This window comes from Mycolicibacterium vaccae NBRC 14118 = CIP 105934 (assembly GCF_001552715.1).
GTDB lineage: Bacteria > Actinomycetota > Actinomycetes > Mycobacteriales > Mycobacteriaceae > Mycobacterium > Mycobacterium vaccae.
Genome location: NZ_BCRS01000040.1, coordinates 13,329 through 37,925 on the forward strand (window position 1 = coordinate 13,329; position 24,597 = coordinate 37,925).

Genomic DNA, 24,597 nt, shown 5'->3' on the forward strand with positions numbered 1-24,597 from the left:
CGGCATTCATGCTGGTTGCGGTCATGGCCGGCGTCGCGCTCGGATCAGCGACCGCTGCGGCTACCGGACTCGATGACTACCGCTGGGAACGTCGCCCACTACTGGTCTTCGCCCCGACGGACACCGATCCACGCCTCGCGGAGACACTGAGCCGAATCGAGGCGAGCCGATGTGACTTCGTCAGTCGTGACATGGTGCTCGGCCAGGTGGTCACCGAGGGCACCAGCATGCTCGACGGTCACGTGATCGACGCCGAGGAGTCCCCCCGGCTGGCGGACCGATTCGGGATCGACGGCAACGACTTCGCCGTGCTGTTGATCGGAAAGGATGGCGGCGAGAAGCTGCGCGTCACCGACATACCGGATCTGCGCACCATCTATGCCGTGACCGATGGCATGCCCATGCGAAGCCGAGAGATGACCGCCGAACCGAGTGGGTGTTGAGAGAATGCGCCAAGGCCACCCGTCACAGCGCTGGCTCGCCGGCATCGCCGTCGCCTGCTCGGCATTGCTCGTGGTGTCCTGCGGAGACACCGAGCAACCTGCCAACGCCAAGGAGACGACGAACGCGCCCGAGACTCCTGGCTCGTCCGCCCCGGCAGTCGTATCGGAAAGGGCCGACGTCGTTCTCGTCGACCTCGATGATCCCGGCGAGGTGGCCACCTGGACGACGGTCAACGACCCCGTCATGGGCGGCGCGTCCACCTCGAAGGTCACGTTCGGAAACGGTGGACTCGTGTTCTCGGGCAACATCTCGCTGGAAAACAACGGCGGATTCGCCTCGGCCCGCGGCCCCCAGGACCCCGGACTCGGGCGACTTGCCGCAGGCGCGACGTCGCTGCGCGTGCGCGGACAGGGTGACGGCAAGACTTATGTCTTCGAGGTGGGCATCGACGGGCAGCCGTGGTCCTACATCCAGCGCTTCACCACCGATGCCGGCGTCCAGCGCACATATGAACTGCCCATCGCGGGCTTCCAGCCGGTCGGCATGCGCCTTGATCCCGCACCCGATGCGCCGCGGACACTGGACCCTTCGCTCATCGACCAGGTATCGGTCTACATTCTCGACAAACAGCAGGGCCCGTTCGAGCTCACGATCAACGGCATCGACGCCATCCTCGGCGGTCAGTCCTGAGAAGTCGCTCACGACCACTTCTGGTGGACCCGCCGCGCACCCGCTGGCCTGGATGGCAGAAAGCGCCTGTGCGCGGCGTTGGCGGGAGACCAGGCATGAAGCAACTCGGGTATCGACGACGGTGTCAGGTGGATGGCTGGTTGCGGCGCTCGGCCGCCCGCTGCACAGCACGCACTGCGTTGACGTAGCCGGAAGAAGCCTGCGTAGCCGAAAACTTGGCCGTTTCGTCGAGACCCGACGCGACCTACCGTCGGCCGTGCTCAACGAGATCGTCCGCCTCGTAACAGACCTCGAACATCGTTGGTGGCCATCGCTCTTCCGCGACATTCTGGGGCAGTGGTTCCTACCGCAGGTGCCTAGGCTCCCTCAACCGGACTGCCGCGGTAACCGCTATGGCGCCGCGAGGGTGGCAGCCATGGATCGGTAGCCCTCCCGGTTTCGCCGTGCTGTCTTCGCCATCGCGTTCCAGGTGACCGGCACGACTTCGGAGCTCGCTTCGATCTATCAGGCGTGGCTGGCGGACGTCCGTGATGCAGTCGCGAGTGCGCTTCGACAAGGCCAGAGCGACGGATCGGTGAAACCCGACCTCGACGCTCATCACGCCGCCCAGGCGGCCGTCGATGCCACGACCGGACTGGTCTTCCGCTGGTGCCTCAGTCCCGACCAGGTCGACCTCGAGGTGGAGCTGAGAGCTTCGGCGGCCAGCGCGCGGCAGCTATTGGGAGCCTGATCGTCCGGGAAAATCCCACCGCTACACATAACTGCGCCGATGGTAGGTCCCTCGTTGCCTTGACCGCTAGCCGTTCGAGGATCGAGCCGTCAATGCGGCTGATCTGCAGGCATCCAACGACGGTAAAGCGAGCCCATCATGGTGCAGAACCGATTACTGCGTCACTGGTCCGGCCTTTCAGCCCACCCCTTGGTCAACAGACCGGTTCACCGGAATCGACCGCGGAAGACATCAGCACCATCGCCCTGGATCTCGGCGAGGGCGTCCAACCTGCCGGCCACCGCCATGAGTAGGGACTCACCCGGTGCCACCACAGTGTGGCCAGTCCCGAATGACCAGTGGACGTCCTCAGCGATGAGTCGTAATCGCCGGGCGCGCCAGGCTCCGCGGGTGAGGGGCGTCCGCAGGCTGGCTGCCAGTGCGGCCCGCAGCCGGTGTTCGGGGATGGCACGCGGCATGTCGATTGCTCGGCGAATATCCTGGTGATGAATCATCGCATCCAGCAATCCGATTCGAGGGAATGCCGCCATGTATCCACGCGGATTGGTCCTGTTGCGAAGCAGCGCAGTCAGTTCAACGTTTGAGGTGTCGGCGTAGTGGTCGACGCCGATCTGGTTGAACCGGTCGATGGAGCATTTGGCATCAACGACGTAGCGGCGAGCCCAACCTAATGCGCTGAGGTCGTCGTAGCTCAGCACGTGCGCAACAACGTCCCGGACACGCCACAGCGCGCATAGACTGGGCTGCTCCCAATGGGTATCGGTAAGGCCATCAGCAAGATCCGCGAGGCTGGCGCGTTCCTCGCGCACCATCGCGAGGATTACCGCATGGGACGTAGCGCGCATGATCACGCCCCGGATGGGTTCGAAGCAGCCATCCCGCCAGGTGCCCGCCAGTAACTGACAGATCCCGCCGCCGCCCCGAACACGGGGTTCGGCGTTATCCGCAACGCCCAGTTACGGATAACCCCCAGCGCGGGCGTACGTGGCGTGGCGACATACGATCCCGCTTTCGCGCCTCCGTAGACCGCCAGCATCCGCGGCCATCGCCGCGCCAACCCGGCCGGGCCTCGGCAGGCCAAAGTGACGGCGTCCTCCATGGCCAGGGCCGCGCCTTGTCCGAAGGTGGGTCGCATGGCATGAGCCGCATCCCCGATCAGCACTACTCTGCCGTTGATCAGATGACGTGGAGGGCGCGCCTCGAGGATCTGCGGGGTCGTCATCGCTGATGGCGAGGCCTCGGCGATGAGGCTTGGCAGTGGTTCCGCCCAATCCCGGAAGGAGCCGAGATCGGCGCCACGACGGGAGGTTCCGCCGTACACGTAGGTGCGGCCGTCGTGCAGCGGGAGGATTCCGAGATCGGTGTCGTACCCCCAGATTGTGCCGAATCCCTCAGACAGGGCGGTATCGGTGATCCACGCCCATCCGGCGATCCCGGTCTGCCGGAGCCGCGGTGCCCGCGGCCACAACGACGCCCGTGTGAGGCTGCGGGCCCCATCGGCTGCGACGACCAGATCGAACTGATGCCGAGCACCTTGAGCTTCGACGACACCATCAGCGGTGACAGCGCTGACCGGGCACTGGTAACGAATGCAGTCGGGGGCAGCGCTGCAGTCAACCAGGAGATCAACTGAGCGCGCGGCACGCACGCGAACTCTGCTCCTCCTGTGAGTCGGCCCATTGTGCTGCGAACCAGCACGCGGCCGCTACTGTTCCGGATCGTAGCTGGCATGTCCGACCACGGGTGCGTCGATAAGTGGTCATCGACGCTCAGTATTTTGAGACACCTCAACGCATTCGGTGCAAGGGAAATCGCTCCTCCCGCCGAAGACGGGCCAGCAGCTCGTTCGAAAACCGTGACTTTATGGCCCTCGCGGCGGAAGGCGATGGCCGCAGCCAAGCCACCAAACCCACCACCGATTACACCCACCTGCACAACTGGATACTAAGAGACGTAGTACCTACGTGATAGCTGTTCGAAAGTAGGATTTCCGCCTCAGGCGTCGATTGTCAGACCGCTCCACCGAGTTCGCATTTCCCAAGTGGGGACTGCCCCCGGTTTGGTTGACTCCTGACCTGTGAGGATTCGTCCTTGCTGGAAGGGTCAGTCTGGTGCCGAAGCCGTTTCCCGCCGAGTTCCGCGCTGACGTCGTTGCCGTGGCCCGCAAGGGCGAGGCGCCGTTGCGCCAGGTCGCGAAGGACTTCGGGATCTCGGAGGCCTGCCTGCACCGCTGGCTCAAGATCGCCGGTCGCCAAGATGGCGTTGCGAGGCCGGGGCCGGCCGCCGCCACGGAAGACATGGCCGCCCAGCTACGCGATGCACACAAGCGGATCAAGCTCCTCGAGCAGGAGGCCGAAGTGATGCGCCGTGCGGTCGGCTACTTGTCCCGGGCCGCCAACCCAAAATGATGTACCCGCTGGTCCTCGACCTTGCCGATGACGGGATTCCCGTCACGGTGACTTGCCGGGTCCTGGGATTCTCCACCCAGGCGTTCTATAGATGGCGCAAAGCACCTCTGTCGCAGCGTGATTGGGGCGATGCGCACCTGATCAACGCCGCCCGCGACATCCACGCCGACGACCCCGCCTTCGGCTACCGGTTCATCGCTGATGAATTGCCCGGTCGCGGGATCGTCGCCGGCGAGAACCGTGTCGCCCGGTAGTGTTCCCAGGAGCGGATCTGGTCGGTCTTCGCCAAGAAGCGGGGACTGAACCGTGGATCCGGCCCACCGGTGCATGACGACCTCGTGCAACGTCAGTTCAGCGCACAGGCTGCCGACCAAGTCTGGCTGGCCGACATCACCGAGCACCGCACCGACGAGGGCAAGCTCGGCAGACGATTCAGAACGAGACAAAGCGATTCACTCCTGTCCGGTGGCCAGCATGCCTGACCACCATTTAGGCCCAACCACTTACACAGTCAATGAGACACGCCCGGAGCTTCGCCGCAACGCAGCGGCCGAGTCCGACTTTGGACGGTCTCTCGAAGAATCACGCGATGACCTTCAATCACTCGGCTACGACACGCCGGTACCGCTGATCAGGTCGACTCGTAGACCACTCTGCTGGACGCAACCCAGCGTCTCCGGATAGTCCTCCAAAACCGCTGCCCCGACGATTTATTCGCCGCCCTGCTAGCGTCAAGCAGTCCGTCGGTGTTGCGACGTTGACTAGACCCCACCTCGGAGCAGGCTGCTCAGAATCCAACCGGAGCCGAGACCAGAATCGCTGCCAGGGGGGAACAGGTCGGCTCAACGACACGCAGCGTGCGCGGTTGCCTACCTCTGAGCGGGCGTGCGGCCACCAGGTCGGTGACCGCTAGTCGGTGGTGGTAGCTCTCACGCGATCACGGAACCCACGACGGAAGTCGGGCCCGATTCGCGCCCCTGCATTACGTCGCCCAAAGCGAACGTCGCGTCGAGCTTGCGCTGGTATTCGACATTGATCTGCCGGCAAACCTGAAACCCGAATTCTTCACTGGGCGGGGCGATACTCGGCCAAGGCGCGGAAGGCCGGCACCGGTGATGCGGTGGGGTCCTCGGCGAAAACCTGGATGCCGACATGGTTGGCACCCGCGGCGAGGTGATCGTTGATCCGGGCGTAGATCCGCTCCGGGGAACCGTGAGCGACCAGGGCATCGATGAGTGCGTCGCTGCCTGATCTGTCGACATCTGCTTGGGTGAACCCGTGCCGCAACAAGTTGTTGGTGTAGTTGCGCAAGCCCAGGTAGGGGTTCTGGACCGCGGAACGGCCGATCGTTCGTGCCTTCTCGTCGTCCTCGGTCAGCACGACCTTGTGCTCGGGTGCCAGGAATGCATTGCTGCCCAGCAGCTCTCGCGCATGCCGCGTGTGCGCGGGCACGGTGAGATAGGGATGCGCACCTAACGTCTTATCGCCGGCCAGTGTAAGAGTCTTGGTCCCCAGGGCGCCGATCACGATCGCGTCGGCCGGTACACCGTCATCGAGAAGCCGGTCGACATAATCGACGATACGCGCGTAGGGCTTGTCGTAGGCGTCTCGCTTCTCGGGGTGGCCGAGGCCGACTCCCAGCAGCAGGCGAGGTCCGTAGCGATCGACGATCCGGTGGTAGTGCTGAGCGATGCTGCGGGGATCGTCTTGCCACATGTTGATAATCGCGCTCGCGATGACCGCATGTTTCGTCGCGGCGATCATCTGCTCGAGCAAGCGCATGTCACCTACGGGGTCGGGGCCGATCCCCACCCAGATCGTCTGGTAGCCGAGCTCTTCGAGCTCGGGCGCGTACTCGACACGGGGGGCGTCGCCCAGTGCGGGATTGAGCCAGGCTCCGTAGGTGCCGAACTGTTCGTGCACGTCAACCGTCTCCTTCGGGATCGGCCCATACATGGGCGCGAGGTAAACCGCGGGGACTGGCGCCCCGTCGGGGTTTGGGAATCGACCTGATGGGTTTGCGTCACCGTGCGTTCCGGGAGTGAACTCGCCGAGGGCTGCCGCCACTCCGGGGGTGGGCAGTGCTGAAGATCGGCCAGCGGACCTCCGTAGCGGTGAACTTCGTCGGCTGTGAGTGCGTGCTGCCGATGTAGTGCTCGCGGATCGGCCCCTGGTGGCTGATCAGACGTTCGTTCACGTATGTACCCAGCGCCGCGTAACTGCAGTGATGCCGTCGTCGTGGCCTACGCGTGGGGAGAACCGCGTATTCGGCTGCAGGCAGGACCTCGGCCTGGACACCGTCCGGGGGATGAGCGGATGGCGGCGCGGAGACGAACACGTCTGCGCTGCCATGTGATTCGAGGAACAGTGTTCGGTCGTAGAGCCCGTCGGAATCGGCGGATGACCTGCGTGTGATCGACCTGGCTGGTGTCGTAGACGCGGTACCCGGTGTGGACGTCGATGCGCGCCGGCTCGACTATGCCGATATCGTGGTAGAGCCGTAGCGCCTTGCGACTGAGGCCCGTCATGACGGCGAAGTCGCCGATCGAGACCTTCGCGGCCATGGCGCCCTCCTCTAAGATCCGCTCTGCGTCCTACGGGTGAGGCCATCGTGCAGTCTCCCCCCGGGGGAAGGTCAACATCACGGCGCGGCTCCGATGGTTTCGCCGCCCAGGGGGTGACCTTTCCCTTACGGCAACCTCCATTGCGGGGTCATGCCCAACACCGCAGACTGGGATGCACACCCGAACAACGCACGTACATGACCGCGCTCGACGCCTGCGAGGTGGATCGAGCACTGGCCACACTCACCACCGTTTTACGAGTACCGGATCCCACAAGTCCTCGCCCACTTGCGTCAACACAGAGCAGCGGTCCCGTTCCTTCACCTCTTCTTCCTCTGCCTCCCGCTTTCGGCGGTGTCCAACTCGGAAAATGACAGGGTCACTTCCACGCTCAGCGTGCGAGTGGCAGGAGCGTCCGACTCACCCGCGGGCGCATGAAAGTCCTCCACTCGAACTGTCCGCTGGTCCCGCGACACGCAAAAGAGGCGCATCAAAGCTACACAGACGGCAGTCTTCCCGGATCCGTTGGCGCCCACGAGCGCGGTAATCTTCGAATCCAGCTGTAACGGTTACGATTTCGAGTCAAGCAACGGAAGTTCGTGAGCTTGACACTCTCTATGTGCATTCGACGACCCTCTGCCCTTCGAGTCGCCCGCGCGATTGCATCGTTTGAAGACAGGCCCTGCTCTCAGTCCGAAAAATCTCACTTCCATGTCCAATTGGACATCGTCTGGACATTTGGGTTGAACATCAAACTTGAGCAGCCACACACGATGTCGAGATGCAGCGAGGATTGATAGGACTCGCCAGGCTACTTTGACAAGACTTCGGCGTGTCGCGGAGGTTTGTTAATCTTCGTTGCGAACGTCCAGCTCAGCGATTGTCCGGTAGGTCACGACTCGAACGAGATAGGCGTTGAGCGCCTTCGCTAACGACCACGGTGTTGTCGATAATAGCCGCTGGCCCGAAGTTAGCGGCGAGCTGTTCACGATCCGCCCGGTTGCCGGGTCAGCAGAAGCACTACCCGGCGCCGAAGTCGCAGTGAATCCCTGAAGTTCCCACTCGCGCAGCCGCAGCCGATTCCTGTGGGAGTTGTCATGCCGAAGGCCAAGATGAACGTGTGCTCACCGTCTACCTGGATCAGAACAAGTGGACCGACTTGGCGAGGGCCGCCTCGGGCCTTTCAACGGGGCTACCTTCGTCGAAACATTGACCTTATTCAAACGAACCGCGGACGAGTGCCAAGTCCTGAACCAGTAGTCGTAGCCGAACCCGGCCGACGGCTGTTCCACGATGCCACTTTCAGACGTGGCGACGCATCTTAGCCGCACAATCCGTCGATGCCCGGCCGTGTCAGCGACAACCGTGCCCGCAGTTTTCGCAGAAGACTGACCCTCTGCGATAACAGACTCGCAAAAAATCGGCTGTGAAACGAGGACGGCGTCTGTGTTGATGTCATGGTTGAGTTTTGAGCATCGCATGCAGTCCTCGTAGCCGATCGCCCAACTCATCAAAGGTGAGTATCTGTACGCCCTGGAACCCTTCCCTGAAACGCATAAAGGACAACCTCCTCGCATCACCATCAATCGACGCGAGCGTGCCAGCGATCACCGCACCCCTAACCACCGCCGTTTCGACCGGTTCGGCCTCTGTCGTCTGCTTCACGATGTCACGGAAGTCGGTTAGCGCAGACTCCATCTGCGCCTGAATTTGAGCAATCGCACCAGCTAGTTACGGGCTAGGCGGAAAAACTTCGGCGCCCCCAGCACCTCGGTAGCGGGGCCCTAACAGCGAAGTACTGTGCCACCGCGCCCGCAGATGCTGTGTCCTTCATGCGTGTCGATACGGGCTCCACGATGGTCAGAGAAGTTCAGGAGTTCATCGGCGAGCTGCGCTCCATGATGGATGCGGTGGACGCCGCTGGCGGTGACGTGGCCCGAATCGCGACTATCTACGACATCAACCTACGGTCGGTGAAGAAGATGACTAGCGCAGACCTCGTCGTCGCGGTATCCCCGGACGCAACCGGACAGGTCGTGGTAAAAAAAACCGACCCGAACGTTACACACCCCTTCAGCTTGAAGGAGCTGCTGGATCGGGTGAACGCCAAACGAAACGGCCGCACTCTGACCACCTATGACCACCAGGCGATCTCATGGAAGGAAGACCTGCGCAGCAAAGAGACGTATGCCTGGAAACACAGCAAGGGGGTCTCGTATGCGTGGTCACCGGCCGCTGTGACCTACTTCGGCTCGCTGACCGACGAGGACTACGACCGCGTGCGCGCCGAATACAGGGCCGCCCAGCAGACAAAGAGGTGAGCGCGAGCTGGCACGGGCATTCCAGCAGATCCCGAATCGGATCGGGACCCTTGGTCTTCTCTCGCGCCAGTCGATTCGCCACCACGACTTCTTCTTCAGGGACGGCGATTCCGCTGATAACGCCGCGCAACGTTCAGCTAGCGCTGACGGTTTGGAGCATCTCTTCGACGACCCGTTCAGCGTCTGGTGGCGCCCAATCTGGGTCCTTAGGGAAGCCTTCGGTCGGCCCATATGCGGTGGCACCCTGAGGCACCCCGCAGGTCCGAACCTCGGCGACCACGTTGAGTTGTGCACCTAGAGCCTGTTGGCAGGCGCCCGGCCCGTTCAGCCCGTCGTTCTTCGCCATGGAGATGGCGATGACATCCGCATTGCGGTGCACAGGACCGAGGACGTATCCCGCACCGTTCTCGTAGCCGAGAATTGCGTCGACCTCGGCGTTCGCGCAAGCCTCCCACTGTGTTTGGGATGCAGTAAGGAAGCGTTGCGCATCGGCGGCAGAGGGAAAAGTGGCAGCGGTCTGCTGTAGGAGGTGTGGTTCTCCTGCGGATCCGCCGTACAAGCTTCCGAAGGTGCGGGTCTTCATCGCGGTCGCGCCAGCAGGGTCGTATACCTCATGTTCACCGGTAAACACCACTCCGACGCATGACCTCGGCGTCACTTGGTCTGAGTGGTCCGACGTCCCGTAGAAAGCCGAGTCGAGTGCGAGCCCTCCTCCCCCGCCACCAGAAGGGTCATCGGTAACTTCGACCCCCAGGATCCTGCTCAGTTCAGTATCGGAGAGCAGGACGCCATCGATTTCGTGGGGCGACAGTGTGGGTGGCGGCGGCGGCGGGGGCGGTGGTGCTGGCCGCACTAGTGAGCTTTGAGCTGGTGCAGACACGCTGGGCGACTGGGCTTGTGAGCGATCCGGGCTCGCGGATGTTTCGGAATGCCAAGGGCGCCATGTGAAGAGGACTCCGCCAACGATTACGACAGCCGCGACGATCGCGACGGCGACTAAGGTCCCGTGCTGCCGCTTAGCGATGGTGGGTACGATCTCGATTTCTGCGCCAACGCGTTTGGGTCTATGAATGGCTGCTGGCGTTGTCGTGGCGGCTGCTAGTCCCCGAGCTGGGCCCGACTGCTCGGCGAACGCGCGGGCGAAGTCGCCGCATCGTCGAAAGCGGTCGTCGGGTTGCTTGGCAAGTGCCGCAGCCAATACAGCATCAAGTTTCGCAAGTTCGGGTCGAGTGTCGGCGAGTGCGGGGGGCGAATTGTTGAGGTGGCGGCTGATGACGACGGCGGGGTTCGAGTTCGCAAAGAGCGGTTCTCCGGTTAGTAGGTGGTAGGCGGTCGCTGCGAGCGCGTATTGGTCGGTACGCCCATCGACGTCTTCTCCTAGGAGCTGTTCGGGCGCGCAGTAGGCGACGGTTCCGACAGTCATGTTCGTCGCGGTGAGTCCGCTGATGTCGTTGGCGTTGCGGGCTATTCCGAAATCGGTTAGCAGCACACGCTGTTCTTCGTCGTCGTCGACATGGGTGAGCATGATGTTGGCTGGCTTGACGTCTCGGTGAAGGAGACCTCGCTTGTGGGCCGCGTCGAGCGCGCTGGCGATTGCTGTCACGATGCGCGCCACTTCGTCGACCGGCATTCCGGCGGGGTAGCGCTCTGCTACCAGTTTCGCCGCGTCGAGACCGTCGACGAAGTCCATCGAGATCCACAGCTGGCCGTCCGCCTCGCCTCTGTCGTGTACGCCAACGATGTTGGGATGCCACAGTGTTGACGCCAGATCGGCTTCGCGAGTGAATCGTGCGCGGTACTCCTCGTCGGCGGACCATTCCGGGGGGAGCAACTTGATGGCGTCGCGACGAGGTAACCGTGGATGCTGCGCGAGATACACCTCTCCCATCCCGCCACTACCGAGCTGGTGGAGAATTGTGTAGCCCGCGAAGTGCTGCCCCTCGCTTAGTGCCATAGCCCGAATGCCCCCATCATCCGTATTTTCGTCCTATTGCCCGGCCTCTATGGCGGCCACAAGCTGCGCGGCTTCGGGGCCGCTGATCATCGGCAAGCTGAACGGTCCGGCGGCGAGTAAGGCGTCCACACGGCGAGTGAGATCTCCCGACTCGACGTGGGCATACAGGCCGGCACCAGGACACGCGGTGGCCGCGTAATCCTGATGTCCTTCGACCTCGGTCGAGCTAATGGGGAATTCGGATCGGGCCCATGCGAACGCCATCGCAGCGCCCTGTAGCTGTTCTTCGGTGACTACCTCTTCCTCGAAGTTGCCTTCGCAGAGGACCAGGAAGTGGCCCGTGGTGTCGTATTCAGTGGCGGTGTCGCCTTTGATCCAGGGATCGCGTAGTTGGTAGATGTTGCCGTTGCGGTCGACGCCGACGTGGTAGGCAATGTCGATCCACCCATGTTGGTTCTGGTGCAGCTGCTGATGTTGAAGTAATCGGGCGGGGGCGTTGCGGTTATCGCCGAGCACCACTCCCGTGTGATGAATAGTCATGCGGGTGGGGGTGTGCGGAATGCCGCCGGGTCGAGCCGACTGGGCACCCCAACCGTCCCGGGAGATCATGCGCGGTACGACTGTCGACGACGGCACCGTCTGCTCTATCGGCGGCGGTGGCTCCGGCGGCGCTGCCTGAGCTGTGGTGGTCTGTGGGGTTGACGGCGGGGCGGGAGGGTTTTCTGGTGTGGCGGAATTCGCCACCACGGACGGTTGCGAGCAAGCACTGAGCGCGGTTGCTAAACTCGCAGTCCCGGCGAGAGCCAAGAGCTGTCGACGGTTGAACGGGCCATCGAAAACACCACCGGACACATCCGCCCCCCGTGTGCGCATGCCCGCCACGATACGGAGGCCAATGCGGTTACGGTGTGACTTCTACCGGATAGCGGCAGGTGCTGGGACCATCCATCGTGGCCAGAACGGGTGTAGCTCCAATTCAACGAACCAGTGGTGAGTTCGCGAATCGAGGCAGGCCGTTGCCTCCGCTGATCGCTTAACCGGCAGATAAGGCCACCTCTGTCGATGGTCCTGGTTAAGATTCGCGCATGCCCATTGCTGAAGGGGCGGTCTTTGCCGGCTACACCATTCAGCGCTTATTGGGCAGCGGGGGGATGGGCGAGGTCTATCTTGTGCAGCACCCCCGGCTGCCCCGCCAGGAGGCCCTAAAAATCCTCCCGGCGAACATAAGCGCCGACCCGGATTACCGCCAACGGTTCGCCCGTGAAGCTGACATCGCCGCGTCGCTGTGGCACCCGCACATCGTCTCAATCCACGACCGCGGTGAGCATGACGGCCAGTTGTGGATCACGATGGATTACGTCGAAGGCACCGACGCAGCCAGGCTGGTGCGCGAACGGTATCCGCACGGAATGCCGCCGAAGGAAGTCCTCGGCGTTGTCGCCGCCATTGCTGATGCACTTGATTACGCACATGAGCGGTTTCTGCTCCATCGCGACGTCAAGCCGGCCAACATCTTGCTCAGCGATCCACGCAAGGGTGAGCACCGCATCGTACTGGCCGATTTCGGCATCGCTCGCGGCGTCGACGACAGCAACGGTCTGACAGCGACCAATATGACAGTCGGGTCGGTGGCCTACGCGGCACCCGAACAACTCACCGGCAAGGTGCTTGATGGGCGTGCGGACCAATATGCGCTGGCCGCTGCAGCTTTTCACCTTTTAACTGGCACGGTGCCGTTCGGGAATTCCAATCCCGCCGTGGTCATCGGCAACCACCTCAGCTCACCGCCGCCGACCCTATCGAAACTGCGCGACGACCTCGGACAGATGGACTCGGCGCTGGCGACAGCGATGGCAAAGGAGCCGCACCATCGATTCCAAACTTGCCACGAGTTCGCCGCCGCTCTCGCTGGTCGCGACACTGCTCCGATCGGGGGCGGCGCCGCCTATGCGGTTGGTCCATACGACGCCACGCAGCTCGCGCCGCGTCCTTCTCCCATCACCTCTGGAGTTCCGACGCAGCAGCGCCTTGTTACGGCGCCACCACCAGAGCCCGGGCGAGGGGGCAATCGCAAGGCGCTGATCGCCGGTGGTGTCGCCGTGGCGCTACTGGCCGTCGGGTTGATCGCTTTCGTTGGCGCGAAACTCGGGCAATCACCCGCGGCATCTCCGAGTGCTGCGCCCACGCCTACTCTGACTCGTCCCGTGTGGCCGGAGACGGTCGAACCGCCTCGCACGATCACGCGCACTGCACCGCCTGTCACCGTGACCCAACCCGGTGTCCCACCACCTGCGGCACCCGCGCCACCGCGCGCACCTGCACCTGCGCCCAGAGTCCCGTCCGCGCCAATGGGCGATCTCGGGCTCGGTCAACCGATGAGCAAGCCGAGCTGCAACGGTCAGGGAATCGTCGTCCTCGGATCGGTGACCACGCCTGGGCAGTATGCCGCTGGCGTACAGCGTCTCCTGGCCGCGCACCCCGGCGCCTCTTACTTGCGAACCGATCAAGCCTGCCCCTCGCTGCGCGCGGCAACTGACGAGGGCAACCCCATTTATGCCGTCTACCGCCCGGCGGGTGACACCCAAGCCGAGGTGTGCGCCGCCGTGCGATCTGCCGGTGGCGACGCATACGGCAAGTGGCTGGACTACACCACCGCTCCCAGTTTCAGGATTCCGTGCTGACCGTCCATTGCCGATCGACTTTTGGACGCGCGGGTGCCGTGCAGAACGTCGGTCGTCTCTTCACCACCGCCATCCTCGCCATGGCGTTGCTCACCGCGTGCTCCGCAGTCCCGGACACCCCGGCGGGTCCGGCGGTGGATCAGGTGGAGTACCGCGTGGGAGGTCTGCCGGTCGTCGAGGGCCCCAGCGGTCTACGTGACGACGCTCGGCCGCCACGCCGCGGGGCCCAATATAGCGACGGCGGCCCGGTTGATGCGTTGGTCCTCGCGGCGGTCGATGACGTCGAGATGTTCTGGCAGCAAGCTTATCCCGAGACTTTCGGCGCAGCTTTCGAGCCTGTTGACGAACTCGTCTCCTACGATTCTCTGGACCCGTCCAGTCCCGAAGTATGTGGCAACGAAACCTACGACATGCCTAACGCGATGTGGTGTTCTCCCTTGTTCTCCGACGAAGACTTCATTGCCTGGGACCGCGGATTCCTCGTGCCGACGGGGCGGCAGTACTTCGGAGACACGTCGGTTGCCGCGCTGATCGCGCACGAATACGGCCACGCCGTACAACACAACGCAGACATCGTGGATTGGCTCACTGAAACCATCGTCAAAGAGCAGCAGGCCGACTGCTTTGCCGGCGCCTACAGCCGCTGGGTCGCAGAAGGGCATTCACCACGCTTCACTCTCAGCACCGGAGAGGGGCTCAACAAGGTCTTAGCCGGAGCGATCAGCCTGGCTGACCCGGTGTGGTCAGAACACGAAGCCGACATGGTGGAGGAAGGCCACGGCACCGCTCTGGATCGCACCCGCGCATTCCAGCAAGGTTTCGTTGACGGCACTGCCTCCTGTGCCGGCATCGACCTCGCGTCGATCGAACAGCAGCGCGGTGATCTACCGATCCTGTTGCAGCAGGGCTCCTCCGGCGAGATACAAACCGGCGAGCTGCCGCTCGACAAGTCCACGCTGTCGACGCTCATGGAGCTTCTCGATCAGATCTATGCACCGCGAAGTCCGCCAGGGCTGTCCTTTGACGGCCACTCGTGCCCTGGAGGGGCAGCCAGTCCCCCGGCGTCGTACTGTCCCAGTACTAACACGGTTGTGGTCGACCTACCCGGACTACAGGCCATGTCCATGCCCGCTGGGACTTCGGATTACTCCCTGCCACAAGGCGACAACAGTGGCCTGTCGATAGTGACGTCGCGTTACGCGCTGTCACTTCAGCACGCCCGGGGTGAGCCCCTCGATGAGCCCAGCACCGCGCTGCTGACTGCCTGTCTGACAGGAGTGGGGCAAGCCGCGATGGCCGAACCGATTGAGCTCCCAAGCGGGAACAGCTTGCAGCTCGCCGCCGGTGACATGGATGAAGCCGTCGGCGGGCTGCTCACAAACGGCCTAGCTGCCGGGACTGTTGAAGGGCTGACGGTGCCTGCCGGTTTCACGCGCATCGAAGCGTTCCGTGCCGGGCTTGGAGGCTCAGAGCAGGCCTGTCACCAGCAATACTGACTCTTTTCTGAGCAGACCTTGCTACTGGGCCGAGTGAATGCTTGTGGTTCACTGGCAAACGGGAGAAAGTGCACCAAGGGGGTGTTTGGGGTGGTGGTGGCGTCGTCTGGTCGGTCACGAGCCGGCACGCGATTCGGCAAGTACGAGCTCATCACGCTGCTCGGGCGCGGGGGTATGGGGGAGGTATATGAGGCCAGGGACACTGAAAAAGGCCGTGTAGTTGCCCTCAAGATCTTGCTTGAGCAGTACGCAGAGGATCCCGGCTATCGGAGTCGATTTACCCGCGAAGCGAACGCGGCCGCCGGTCTTCAAGAACCGCACGTCGTGCCCATTCATGACTGGGGCGAGATCGACGGCAAGTTGTTTATCGACATGCGGCTCGTTCGCGGCACCGACCTTCGTAAGTTGACCAAGCGCGGACCGCTCGAACCTGGCCGCGCAGTCCACATCATCAGCCAGATCGCCGCGGCACTAGACGCTGCGCATGCCGAAGGTCTGATCCACCGCGACGTCAAGCCGGAGAACATCGTCGTTTCTGGCGACGACTTCGCCCATCTTCTCGACTTCGGCATCGCGGAGAAGGCGGGCGATACACGCCTTACCCAAGCGGGAATGACCATTGGGTCGTGGGCTTACATGGCACCCGAGCGCCTCAGCGGCGACCCGACTACGAAATCGGTCGATATCTATTCGTTGGCTTGCGTCCTCTACGAAGTAATTACCGGCGCAAGACCGTTCGCCGTCGACAGCATGCAACAGGTCGTCAACGCCCACCTGCACACCCCTGCCCCGCACGCCAGCGCCACCAACCCCCGTATACCTGCAGCGCTGGATGCGGTCATCGAACGGGGCATGGCCAAAGAACCCGACGAACGCTACGGCAGCGCCGGAGCGCTGGCCCGCGCCGCCCAACGTGCGTTATCCGCGCCCTCGGTCCGTGACCCCAATGCCACCCTGGCCGCTCCCCAAGTAAACAGCCCGACCGCACAGCACACTCGGACCGCGCCGCCACCGCCACCGCCACCCGCAGCAGATCCCCTGCCTACCGCCTCGCCCCCTGCTCGGGCAGGTATGCCCAAATCGATGCTGATCGTAGTAGCGGTGTGTGTAGCGCTGTTCCTCGCTGCCGGCGGCATCGCCGTGGGATTGTTGGCTGGACAGTCAGGTGACCGCGACAACGACACCTCGGCGCAGAATCCATCGCTGACGCGACTGACGACGCCAGATCGCCCCCCGCTGCCCACCGGAGAGCGACCATCGACCCAAACCCCGTGGCAACCACCGCCACGGCCAGCGCTCCCTTCAACCCCTGGTACCTACGCGGGGATGTTCTGTTCTTACGCTGTGGCGCTAACGCTTCGGACGTCTCAGTCGGCGGTCGTTGTCTGCGATGAGGGTTCGAATATCTACACCTACAAGGGTCTCCGGCTCAAAGACAACGCAAGAATCGACCTCCCTGGAGTCGTCCCGACCGCGACCGGGTTCTCGGTCATCAACAATGGCACTCGATACGACATCAGTCGCAGCGGGCTGGTCATATACACCGATGGAGACGTCTATACAGAACCTGCAATCGCCTCCGGTCCGTGAGAATTTCTCACCCTTGACTTCGCATGTGTTCTGCCGGCTACCGACTGAGCGACCGACAGTTACTGCGCCTCGTGAACTCATACCGAACACTGTGTGGTCGAGCAGTCCTTCGGATCTCGAAGTGACAATGTGCGCGCTCGATTGTGCCGACGGCGCTCCCGACGAACGCTGAGTCAAGTTGGTAGTTCGGAGAGTCTGCGCACGGTGCAGTGTCGGCCCGACCCGTTCGGGATTCACCTGCGGCATCAGACCTATTGACGCCCAGGTCAAGCCGTGCGAAAAGCCAGAGCACACCCGCCACGCGAAAAGCATCGACGCTCCCCTGCCGGACAAATCGTCGACCATCTTCCTCACCGACGCCAGTCTTCAACCTGCCTGAACTGGAACCGGGCAGCGCCCCTGAGAGCTGAGACGAGATTTGATCGACTTCGTCTCTCTACCAAGGAGACATCAAAGGTGTTTCCTCTGTTCACTTTTCGGTTTGTGCGACCACACTCGCTCAGCGGGTCGCCGGTCTCGCTGCTGGGTTAGACGTGGCCGAATTGTTTGAGCGCATCGGCGAGTGAAAGACCGTTGCCGATCGCCTCGCGGATGGCGACCTCTCGGGCGGTCATCTCCTCGGCTTTGGCCAACACGTCCTCGACGATGATTTTGGGGATGACGATCGCGCCGTCCTCGTCGGCGAGGATGGAGTCGCCCGGGCAGACGACCACGCGTGCGGTCGTGGCTCCGGGTAAGTAGACCGGAGCCTGGAAGCCTGTGACCCGCCACCGGCCGATCGATTGGATCGCCGAGCGGAAGGCAGCCACCACGGGGAAGTCCAGTTGGCGAAGCCACCGGACGTCGCGGATGCCGCCGTCGACCAGTGCTCCCGCCGATCCGCGGTGCATCATGCCCAGCGCGATGAGCTCACCGAAGTAGCACACGCCCTCGCCGCCACCGCTCCACACCGAGACCTCATCGGGGCTGATGCCGTTGCAGGCCTGCATCTTCAGTGCGTCGCCGGTGCCCGGGTATGGGGCCATCTCACCTTGGATGTGTACGCCCAGCCCGCGAGCCGACTCCCGGTGTGCAGGGTCAGCCGCGGCGATAGCCCGTAGTTGCCATGCCCCATGTCGTCGAGGACGTCGCCGACATTGGCGGTGTCCACCGCGAGAAACCGCTGCCGGATCTCGCTCGATTATGCTGGCGTGCGCTGAATGTCAGCGCCCTTCTGTTCTGGTGCTGTCGTCGCGGGCATCGGTCCGGACCGGACCACCGCCTGCGTCTACGCCGACCCGTCGGTGGACCGCAACATCCACGATGTCCACGTCAGGTCCGACTGGGTATCTTTTCGATGCACATCTGCGCTACTTGGCCATGTTCGAGAACCGCGACAGATGCAGCTGGTGCGCAACGGTGATCGTTCTCGTCGGCCCGGCGCGGTGTTTCGCGACGATCAGGTCCGCTTCGCCGCCGCGCGGGTCGTCCGTCTCGAACGCGTCGGGGCGGTGCAGCAGGATGACCATGTCCGCGTCCTGCTCGATAGAACCCGATTCGCGGAGGTCGGACAGCATCGGCTTCTTGTCGGTGCGCTGCTCGGGACCACGGTTCAGCTGACTCATCGCCACCACAGGCACTTGCAGCTCCTTCGCCAGAAGCTTGATCTGCCTGGAGAATTCGGAGACTTCCTGCTGACGTGATTCGACCTTCTTGCCTGAGGTCATGAGCTGCAGGTAGTCGATCACGACCAGGCGCAGATCCGCCTTCTGCTTCAACCGGCGCGCCTTGGCCCGGATCTCCATCATCGTGAGGTTCGGCGAATCGTCGATATACAACGGCGCTTCGCTGATCTCACTCATCCGCCGGGCCAGGCGCGTCCAGTCGTCGTCGTTCATCCGTCCGGACCGCATGTCGGCGAGCTTGATCTTCGCCTCCGCCGACAGCAGACGCATGACGATCTCGGTCTTGCTCATCTCCAGCGAGAACACGATGCTCGGCAGGTGGTGCTTGATGGAGCACGACCGCATGAAATCCAAACCGAGGGTGGAGTTGTGCGTCGGGATCATGGACCGGCTCGCCAGGTACAGGTGGTCGTCATTGTCGACCTCCACACACCGGACCGGGACACTGGCCGCGGGGCGGACGTCGACGATGAAGCGCGAGTTGGAGCGCACGGAACTCGACGCGCGACGCTCCTTGTGCAGCAGATCTTTTCGGTGCAGGCCAAAGACGGAATCGGCCGCCGAGAAGTTGAGGATGTACGCCGTCGAGGACGCTTCCGTTCGTCCCTTCACGACCTTGGTCGCCACCTGACAGCGGTAGCCGAGCGACACGACCAGCTCGGCGACATCAGTGGCCAGGCGCTGGTTCGTGACGCTGAACTGGACCGAACCGCCGTTGGTCACGGTGCCGTCGGTGTCGAGGAGGCCGGCAAGCAGCGCACGCCGCTGCGCCTCAGAGGCACGCAGGTATTCGGCCGGGATGTGCTTGTTCCCGAAGACCCCGATCGTCCGCAGAGACGCCTCGGACAGGTCCACGCCCTCCCCTTCGATCCTCATCAGGATCTCGGGGTCCATCGTGGTGATCTGAGCGCTTCTCGACGTTCCGTCGCCCAGCCACGCACCCAAGGTGTAGGGCGGGACGAGGAGCTCGGCGTCGGGCGCTTCGATCGGCGCGGTGTTGACGACGGAATGGTTGAGTCGCTGATCGGCGGTCGGACACCGAAGTGTCTCGGCGATGTCGCGCGTCGTCCGGATCTCGGCCGCCGCGCGTGCCTTCCGCCGCGAGGCGCGGGTCTCTGTCAGCCACTGGTGTTCGGCGTCGGCGACGATGACGGTCCCGTCGGAGAACTCGACCTCGTAGCACGGCCTGCCGACCATCACGTCGGTCGCCGCGACCACCCGGGTGGGCTTTCCGTCCGCACCGATCAACTGATCGCCGACCGCGACGTCGGCCATCGTCGTCCAGCCCGCAGGCGTCGGCAGCGGAGTGTCCAGCGCCAGCGCCTTGCCCATACCGGGCCTCGCCGCGACGACGATCATCTGACCCGGATGCAGCCCGTTGGTCAGCTCGTCGAGATCGGTGAATCCCGTCGGGACACCCTTGGAGACGCCGCCCTCGGACGCGATCGCGTCGATCTCGTCCATCGCCGGCTGGAGGATCTCCTCCAGGATCACGAAATCCTCAGAGGACTTGCGCTCGGTGACGTCGTAGATCTCGGCCTGCGCGCGGTCGACGATTTCGTTGACGTCGGCCCCGTCGGCGCCGGCGTAGCCGTACTGCACGACGCGCGTCCCGGCCTCGACGAGGCGGCGCAGCAGCGACTTCTCGGCGACGATCTCGGCGTAGTACCCCGCGTTGGCCGCCGTCGGCACGGTGGAGATCAGCGTGTGGAGATACGGCGCTCCCCCGACCCGGCGCAGCAGCCCGCGCCGGTCGAGCTCTGCGGCGACCGTGACGGCGTCGGCCGGCTCACCGCGCCCGTACAGGTCCAGGATCGCGTCGTAGACGAGTTGGTTGGCCGGCTTGTAAAAGTCGCCCGGCCGGAGCTTCTCCAGCACGTCGGCGACCGCGTCCTTGCTCAGCAGCATGCCGCCCAGCACGGCTTGTTCGGCCGCCGCGTCCTGCGGGGGCTGGCGACCGAAATCCTCGCCGGGAGGCGGCTCCATATCGGAGCGATCCGCCGGACGACCCCGGTCATCTACGACAGCCACGCAGCGCCTCTCCCCTCATTGATCGAAGTGTGAACATACGTTCGAAGACCTGTGCCCCCGATGTTAGTTCCCGCCTCCGACAAAGCCCCCGCCTGGGACGCAAACAACCCCTGCGGCGCACAACGTTAGACGTTGCTGGGGCGGAATCAAGTCGGCCCTGTTGATGACCCTGGGGATGGCGTGTGGATAGTTCAGGTCGGCCATGTTGAGGGGTTGGGGAGAACCTGTTAGTAACTGCTTGCGCGGGCACCGTTTCTGCAGATGAACGCACGATAGGACGGTCGCGGGGCTGTGGATGGGAAATTGCCCGGCGTGTCGTGCCAGGTTTCCTTCTCGGGCGTGTTGTGTTTCGTCGCGGGGCCGGGAAGGTTAACAGCCGGTGAGGTTCGCTGGGATAGCTTTGCCGGGAAAAGTTCGCCACCGGACACGGCAACGGCCGGGTGAAGACCCCTCAGGGTCCCCACCCGGCCGTTTCATGCCGGAGCCGTGGAGTCGGCTAGCCCGCTACGACAGTCAGCGACAGCTCGGCGTTCACCTCGGGGTGCAGCCGCACGCCGACGGTGTGGGTGCCGGTCGTCTTGATGTGCGCCTTGGGCAGGCTGACGGTCCGCTTGTCGAGGTTCGGTCCGCCGGCCTTCTTGATCGCGGCGACGACGTCTGCCGCGGTGACCGAACCGAACAGCTTGCCGGAGTCACCCGCGCTCTTGACCGACAGCTCGACGTTGTCGAGTGCCTCGATCGCCTGCTTGAGCTCGTTGGCGTGCTCCAGGCCCTTGACGCTCTTGAGCTCCTGGGCGCGACGGATGTCGTCGGCCTGGCGCTGGGCGCCACGGGTGGCCACGATCGCCAGCCCGCGGGGCAGCAGGTAGTTGCGGCCGTAGCCGTCCTTGACCTCGACGGCGTCACCGGGGGCTCCGAGGTGCTCGACCTCGGCAGTCAGAATCAGTTTCATTGTCGTGGTCCTTATCGCGTCGACGAGCTGAACGGCAGCAGGGCGACCTCGCGGGCGTTCTTGACCGCGATCGCGATATCGCGCTGGTGCTGAACGCAGTTGCCCGTCACCCGGCGGGCACGGATCTTGCCGCGCTCGCTGATGTAGGTACGGAGCAGCTGGGTGTCCTTGTAGTCGATCACCTGGTTCTTGCCCTTCTTCGAGCAGAACACGCACTTGCGAGTCTTGACCGGCTTCTCCGGAGCCGGGCGCCTCTTGGTTGAGGAGGACTTGGCCATGTGTCTATCTCTTTCTGAAAATCACTGATTGGTATGTCAGAAGGGCGGTTCGTCGTCGGCGCCGCCGAACGAGCCCGATGCGGGCGCACTGCCCCACGGGTCCTCGGCCGGCGCGCTGTTGGCAGCGGGACGCGAGTTACCGCCCCCGCCGCCACCGAATCCGCCGCCCCCGCCGCCACTGCGGCTGGCTTTGTTGACCTTGGCGGTCGCGTAGCGCAGTGAAGGTCCGATCTCCTCGACCTCGACCTCCATCACGGTGCGCTTCTCGCCTTCACGAGTCTCGAAGGAGCGCTGCTTGAGCCGACCGGTCACGATGACCCGCGATCCGCGAGTCAAGCTCTCCGCGACGTTCTCGGCGGCCTCGCGCCAGATGTTGCACCGCAGGAACAGCGCTTCGCCGTCCTTCCACTCGCCGCTCTGGCGGTCGTAGATGCGCGGGGTGGACGCAACCGTGAAGTTGGCCACCGCGGCACCGGAAGGGGTGAAGCGCAGTTCGGGATCTGCCGTCAGGTTTCCGACGACGGTAATGGTGGTGTCACCAGCCACGAGTTCCTCCTATGCCTTCTGCTCTTCGCGCGAGCGCTCATCGCCGGGTGGCGTGTTGAGCGCGAGCCTACGCAGCGGTTCCGACGATCGGCACCCTTTAGTGCTTGTCGGTCCGCATCACCTTGGTCCGCAGCACGGACTCGTTCAGGTTGAGCTGACGGTCGAGCTCGGACACCGTCGCGGGCTCGGCCTTGACGTCGACGATCGCGTAGATGCCCTCGGCATGCTTGGCGATCTCGTAGGCCAGGCGCCGCCGGCCCCAGATGTCGACCTTGTCGACACTGCCGCCGTCCTTGCGGATGACGTTCAGGAACGTCTCCAGCGACGGAGCTACGGTGCGCTCGTCAAGTGTGGGGTCGAGAATGACCATGATTTCGTATGGACGCATGAGAAACCCATCACCTCCTCTGGTCTTGTCGGCCACGGCGTGTCCGTGGCAGGAGGGTCGCCTGCGTCGGCAACTGGCCCAGGCTACCGGAATGGCCGCTGATCTGCGAAATCGACCGTGATCGGGCGCGCAATGCGACAGTGGGTGTCGCTTAGCGCGCCGAAGTCACCAGGGGACGGGGGCGCAGCCAGTCCGGAAGCCAGCGCGGCGGTGCGTCGGGAGCCCGGTCGAACACCCCGCCCGCGGGATCGTCGACCCCGCCCTGGCGGACCAGGTCCAGCTGCGGCCGGTAGATCTCGCGAATCACCAACGCGCACAACGTGACCACTGCGATGTCGCGCAGCAGCACCGTCGCGGTGAACGCCTGCTCGGGCAGTCCCATGTTCTGCTCGCCGAACAGATACAGCATCCGCGGCACCCACACGAGCATGTCGACGGTCATCCACGCCAGCAGAACCCGCCGGTGCGGCAGCGCCAGCACCGCCAGCGGCACCAGCCACAGCGAGAACTGCGGGCTCCACACCTTGTTCGTCAGCAGGAACGCCGCCACCACCAGGAACGCGATCTGGGCGACCCGCGGGCGCCGCTCCGCGGTCAGCACGATGTAGCCGATCGCGATGCAGCACGCCACGAACAACGCGGCGCTGATCGTGTTCAGCACCACCGGCGGCTCCCAGAGCCCGAGGTCGGGATCGAAGCCGCGCCAGCCGGTGAACGACCGCACCACGTTGTAGATCGAATCCATGTCCTCACCGCGACGGGTGTTGAGCCGGAAGAACTCCGACCACCCGCGCGGGAACAGCACCATGATCGGCAGGTTCACCACCAGCCAGGCCAGCGCCGCGGCCACCGTGGTCTTGCCGACCTCCCGCAGCCGGCCGGTGCGCACCGCCAGCAGTATCAACGGAACCAGCAGCAGCAGCGGATACAGCTTGGCCGCCACGCCCAGCCCGATCAGCACGCCGGCCAGCACCGGTCTTCGCCGCGCCCACGCCAGCAGCGCGCACGCCGCGAAAGCCGTTGCCAGCGCGTCGAAGTTGGTGAAGATCTGGAAGATGACGATCGGGGAGGCGGCCAGCAGCGCGGCATCCCAGATCCGCCGCGTCCCCGCCAGCATCGCCGTCGCCCACAGCGTCGTCAGCCACGCCAACGCGAGCCCGAACGCGGCGATGTTGAAGAACATCACCACCTCGGCGATCACCGGCGCCGACACCAGTTTGGTGAGCGCCGTGTACGTCTTGGCGACCGTCATCGACAGGTACTGGTAGAGCCCGGTCAGCACCGGATACTCCATGTAGCGCACCGCGGGCTCGCCGTCGTACTGCACCTGCGGTGTGCCCTCGGCGTTGGTCTCGATCCAGCTGGACTTGTACGGGAACTTGCCGAGGTTCAGCAGTTCCGCGGTGTAGAGCGGAACGGTGTCGGAGTAGCACAGCTGGTAGTAGGCGCGCTGGTTCTCCCAGTTGGCGACCCGCTGATCGGCCGGACCCGTGCCGGTGGTCTGCAGGCACGCGGCCTTGGTCGAGTAGCCCAGCGCGAGGAACACCAGCGCGATGATCATCATGACCCGCAGCGGCGTGAGGAAGCGGGTGCGCCCGATCAACGCGTGCCGGCCGACGGGCCCGCCGATGGTGCCCGACAGCGCTGCGCCGATCGCGTCGGTGCGGCTGGGGAAATCGCGGGTGTCGAGACTCCGCCGGTCTTCGGCCAGCGGAGCCGGCGAAACCAGCCCGGCCGGCGGAGCCGGCGAGACCAACCCAGCCGACGGAGCCGGCGAGACCAACCCGGCCGGCGGAGCCGGCGAGTCCGGCCCAGTCTGCCCCGCCGGCGCGACGAGGTCGGCCGGCGAATCGTGCTCCG

21 protein-coding genes and 3 pseudogenes are annotated in these 24,597 nt (G+C 64.1%); 9 read left to right on the forward strand and 15 right to left on the reverse strand.

What is annotated here, in order from left to right; translation table 11 throughout:
* The first annotated feature begins 8 nt into the window (after window positions 1–8).
* The 3 genes from MVA01S_RS10225 to MVA01S_RS10235 all read left to right on the forward strand — a co-directional run bounded on the left by MVA01S_RS10225 (window position 9) and on the right by MVA01S_RS10235 (window position 1,864).
* Window positions 9–443 (forward strand): DUF4174 domain-containing protein, encoded by a 435-nt coding sequence (locus MVA01S_RS10225; RefSeq protein ID WP_237024295.1) that lies wholly within the window; start codon window positions 9–11, stop codon window positions 441–443.
* Between the two features lie 4 nt (window positions 444–447).
* A complete protein-coding gene (locus tag MVA01S_RS10230) occupies window positions 448–1,134 on the forward strand; it encodes a CIA30 family protein (protein ID WP_003931659.1) in 687 nt (228 codons plus the stop codon).
* 469 nt (window positions 1,135–1,603) lie between these two features.
* Window positions 1,604–1,864: a TetR family transcriptional regulator C-terminal domain-containing protein gene (locus MVA01S_RS10235; RefSeq protein WP_003931660.1), complete on the forward strand. Its 261-nt coding sequence runs from the start codon at window positions 1,604–1,606 to the stop codon at window positions 1,862–1,864.
* A gap of 206 nt (window positions 1,865–2,070) precedes the next feature.
* Here the strand turns inward: MVA01S_RS10235 and MVA01S_RS10240 are convergent, their stop codons facing one another.
* The 3 genes and pseudogenes from MVA01S_RS10240 to MVA01S_RS32355 form a co-directional block, all read right to left on the reverse strand.
* The gene (locus MVA01S_RS10240; RefSeq protein WP_064635267.1) at window positions 2,071–2,709 is read right to left on the reverse strand and encodes a maleylpyruvate isomerase family mycothiol-dependent enzyme; all 639 of its coding nucleotides are present in this window, start codon (window positions 2,707–2,709) and stop codon (window positions 2,071–2,073) included.
* Window positions 2,710–2,711: 2 nt separating this feature from the next.
* Window positions 2,712–3,512 carry an FAD-dependent monooxygenase gene (locus MVA01S_RS30360; RefSeq protein WP_003931662.1) on the reverse strand — a complete coding sequence of 267 codons (801 nt, stop codon included), beginning with the start codon at window positions 3,510–3,512 and terminating at the stop codon, window positions 2,712–2,714.
* Window positions 3,513–3,595: 83 nt separating this feature from the next.
* Window positions 3,596–3,799, reverse strand: a pseudogene (locus MVA01S_RS32355) (FAD-dependent oxidoreductase); the annotation flags it as partial.
* A 176-nt stretch (window positions 3,800–3,975) separates the two neighbouring features.
* Between MVA01S_RS32355 and MVA01S_RS30830 the strand changes: the two are divergent.
* Window positions 3,976–4,694, forward strand: a pseudogene (locus MVA01S_RS30830) (IS3 family transposase); the annotation flags it as partial.
* A 643-nt stretch (window positions 4,695–5,337) separates the two neighbouring features.
* Here the strand turns inward: MVA01S_RS30830 and MVA01S_RS10255 are convergent.
* From MVA01S_RS10255 to MVA01S_RS10260, 3 genes are all read right to left on the reverse strand, one after another.
* Window positions 5,338–6,195, reverse strand: a complete 858-nt coding sequence (locus MVA01S_RS10255; RefSeq protein ID WP_003931664.1) for a TIGR03620 family F420-dependent LLM class oxidoreductase — start codon at window positions 6,193–6,195, stop codon at window positions 5,338–5,340.
* Between the two features lie 320 nt (window positions 6,196–6,515).
* Entirely contained in the window at window positions 6,516–6,836 is a 321-nt protein-coding gene (locus MVA01S_RS32425; RefSeq protein ID WP_390176147.1) for a MerR family transcriptional regulator, read from the reverse strand.
* A gap of 1,455 nt (window positions 6,837–8,291) precedes the next feature.
* Window positions 8,292–8,555 (reverse strand): hypothetical protein, encoded by a 264-nt coding sequence (locus MVA01S_RS10260; RefSeq protein WP_303621345.1) that lies wholly within the window; start codon window positions 8,553–8,555, stop codon window positions 8,292–8,294.
* Between the two features lie 113 nt (window positions 8,556–8,668).
* Here MVA01S_RS10260 and MVA01S_RS10265 point away from each other — a divergent pair, with 113 nt between their 5' ends.
* Complete coding sequence (locus MVA01S_RS10265) at window positions 8,669–9,157, forward strand: hypothetical protein (RefSeq protein ID WP_064635268.1); 489 nt, start codon at window positions 8,669–8,671, stop codon at window positions 9,155–9,157.
* 133 nt (window positions 9,158–9,290) lie between these two features.
* Here the strand turns inward: MVA01S_RS10265 and MVA01S_RS30380 are convergent, their stop codons facing one another.
* Window positions 9,291–11,111 carry a serine/threonine-protein kinase PknH/PknJ gene (locus MVA01S_RS30380; protein ID WP_003931668.1) on the reverse strand — a complete coding sequence of 607 codons (1,821 nt, stop codon included), beginning with the start codon at window positions 11,109–11,111 and terminating at the stop codon, window positions 9,291–9,293.
* A gap of 33 nt (window positions 11,112–11,144) precedes the next feature.
* On the reverse strand, window positions 11,145–11,651 hold the full coding sequence (locus tag MVA01S_RS31965; protein ID WP_081529099.1) for a peptidoglycan recognition protein family protein: 507 nt from the start codon (window positions 11,649–11,651) through the stop codon (window positions 11,145–11,147).
* A 545-nt stretch (window positions 11,652–12,196) separates the two neighbouring features.
* Between MVA01S_RS31965 and MVA01S_RS30385 the strand changes: the two genes are divergently transcribed.
* The 3 genes from MVA01S_RS30385 (at window position 12,197) to MVA01S_RS30390 (ending at window position 16,878) form a co-directional block, all read left to right on the forward strand.
* Complete coding sequence (locus MVA01S_RS30385) at window positions 12,197–13,792, forward strand: serine/threonine-protein kinase (RefSeq protein ID WP_003931670.1); 1,596 nt, start codon at window positions 12,197–12,199, stop codon at window positions 13,790–13,792.
* Between the two features lie 80 nt (window positions 13,793–13,872).
* Window positions 13,873–15,288: a neutral zinc metallopeptidase gene (locus MVA01S_RS10285; protein WP_157895645.1), complete on the forward strand. Its 1,416-nt coding sequence runs from the start codon at window positions 13,873–13,875 to the stop codon at window positions 15,286–15,288.
* A 90-nt stretch (window positions 15,289–15,378) separates the two neighbouring features.
* Window positions 15,379–16,878 (forward strand): serine/threonine-protein kinase, encoded by a 1,500-nt coding sequence (locus MVA01S_RS30390; protein ID WP_237024299.1) that lies wholly within the window; start codon window positions 15,379–15,381, stop codon window positions 16,876–16,878.
* A 527-nt stretch (window positions 16,879–17,405) separates the two neighbouring features.
* Here the strand turns inward: MVA01S_RS30390 and MVA01S_RS10295 are convergent.
* On the reverse strand, window positions 17,406–17,903 hold the full coding sequence (locus MVA01S_RS10295; protein ID WP_003931673.1) for an RraA family protein: 498 nt from the start codon (window positions 17,901–17,903) through the stop codon (window positions 17,406–17,408).
* Window positions 17,904–18,077: 174 nt separating this feature from the next.
* Between MVA01S_RS10295 and MVA01S_RS32360 the strand changes: the two are divergent.
* Window positions 18,078–18,197: pseudogene (locus tag MVA01S_RS32360) on the forward strand (aspartate dehydrogenase domain-containing protein); the annotation flags it as partial.
* Between the two features lie 30 nt (window positions 18,198–18,227).
* Here MVA01S_RS32360 and dnaB read toward each other — a convergent pair.
* From dnaB to MVA01S_RS10325, 6 genes are all read right to left on the reverse strand, one after another.
* Window positions 18,228–20,573: a replicative DNA helicase gene (dnaB, locus tag MVA01S_RS10300; protein WP_040541809.1), complete on the reverse strand. Its 2,346-nt coding sequence runs from the start codon at window positions 20,571–20,573 to the stop codon at window positions 18,228–18,230.
* A 496-nt stretch (window positions 20,574–21,069) separates the two neighbouring features.
* Window positions 21,070–21,525: a 50S ribosomal protein L9 gene (gene rplI / locus MVA01S_RS10305; protein ID WP_003931675.1), complete on the reverse strand. Its 456-nt coding sequence runs from the start codon at window positions 21,523–21,525 to the stop codon at window positions 21,070–21,072.
* Window positions 21,526–21,536: 11 nt separating this feature from the next.
* On the reverse strand, window positions 21,537–21,803 hold the full coding sequence (rpsR, locus tag MVA01S_RS10310) for a 30S ribosomal protein S18 (RefSeq protein WP_003931676.1): 267 nt from the start codon (window positions 21,801–21,803) through the stop codon (window positions 21,537–21,539).
* Window positions 21,804–21,839: 36 nt separating this feature from the next.
* The gene (locus MVA01S_RS10315) at window positions 21,840–22,349 is read right to left on the reverse strand and encodes a single-stranded DNA-binding protein (RefSeq protein WP_003931677.1); all 510 of its coding nucleotides are present in this window, start codon (window positions 22,347–22,349) and stop codon (window positions 21,840–21,842) included.
* 97 nt (window positions 22,350–22,446) lie between these two features.
* The gene (rpsF, locus tag MVA01S_RS10320) at window positions 22,447–22,737 is read right to left on the reverse strand and encodes a 30S ribosomal protein S6 (protein ID WP_003931678.1); all 291 of its coding nucleotides are present in this window, start codon (window positions 22,735–22,737) and stop codon (window positions 22,447–22,449) included.
* 151 nt (window positions 22,738–22,888) lie between these two features.
* Window positions 22,889–24,466, reverse strand: a complete 1,578-nt coding sequence (locus tag MVA01S_RS10325) for a glycosyltransferase family 87 protein (protein ID WP_040541993.1) — start codon at window positions 24,464–24,466, stop codon at window positions 22,889–22,891.
* Between the last annotated feature and the right edge of the window lie 131 nt (window positions 24,467–24,597).